This is a genomic window from Hydrogenophaga taeniospiralis CCUG 15921, assembly GCF_001592305.1.
In the GTDB taxonomy this organism is placed as follows: Bacteria; Pseudomonadota; Gammaproteobacteria; order Burkholderiales; family Burkholderiaceae_C; genus Hydrogenophaga; species Hydrogenophaga taeniospiralis.
Window position 1 is genome coordinate 1 of record NZ_BCWR01000043.1, and the last position, 1,019, is coordinate 1,019.

At 67.9% G+C, this 1,019-nt stretch carries 1 protein-coding gene; it reads left to right on the forward strand.

The window, feature by feature from the left end; genetic code table 11:
* Positions 1-83 precede the first annotated feature (83 nt).
* The coding region (locus HTA01S_RS24410; RefSeq protein ID WP_174545222.1) for a cache domain-containing protein at positions 84-1,019 on the forward strand (936 nt) is incomplete at its 3' end.

Sequence of the window (1,019 nt, forward strand, 5' to 3'; positions counted from 1 at the left end):
CCCGGCAACTGGCCCACACGGTGGCGACGTTCCGCCTGGCCGCTGCCTGACATGGATATCGAACTGTCACCCGGAGAGAAATGATGCTGGACTCACTGAGCTTTCGCGGAAAAATCGCCCTGCAGATCCTGGCGGCGGTCATGGGCATTGCCCTGATCGTTCTGCTCTCGGTCTACCAGTTGCGTCAGCAGATGGGCGAAGGCCGTCGCGACCAGCTGGTGGCGGCGGTGGAGTCCGCCCATGCGATCGCGCAGGGATTCCGCGCCCAGGCCACGGCCGGCCAGCTGAGCGAGGCGGCGGCCCAGGAGGCGGCCAAGGAAGCCATTCGCCTGGCGCGCTACGGCCAGGACGGCAAGGAGTATTTCTACATCTGGTCCACCGAGGGCGTGGGGGTGATGCACCCCATCAAGCCGGAGTGGGCCGGGCAGAACATGGTGGGCAAGGTGAAGGACGGCGAAGGGACGGACGTCATCGGCGCCCTGGTGAATGGCATGAAGGGGGGCTCCCACGGCCGCGCTTTCGTGCAGACGAACTTCCCCCGTCCCGGCAGCACGGTGCCTGTGCCCAAGCTGCAGTTCATCATGCAGGTCGACGGCTGGAACTGGATGGTGGGGTCGGGCCTGTACACCGACGACCTGGACGCCCAGGTCATGGCCGCCACCCTGAGCCACCTCGCGGTGGGCCTGGCGGTGCTGCTCGTGATCGGTGCCATCGGCTGGGCCACGCTGCGCAGCGTGATGCGTCAGATCGGCGGCGAACCGGCCCAGGCCGTGGCGGTCGTGCGGTCCGTGGCGGCGGGCGATCTGGCGGTGGAGTTGCCCAAGGTGGTGCCCGGCAGTCTGCTGGCGGCGGTGGGCGAGATGGTCGCTGCGCTGCGCCAGACCGTGACCCAGGTGCGGCATGCCAGCGACAGCATCGGCACGGCCTCCCAGGAAATCGCGAGCGGCAACCAGGACTTGTCCACCCGCACCGAACAGACAGCCTCCAACCTGCAGCAGACGGCCGCGAGCATGGAAGAA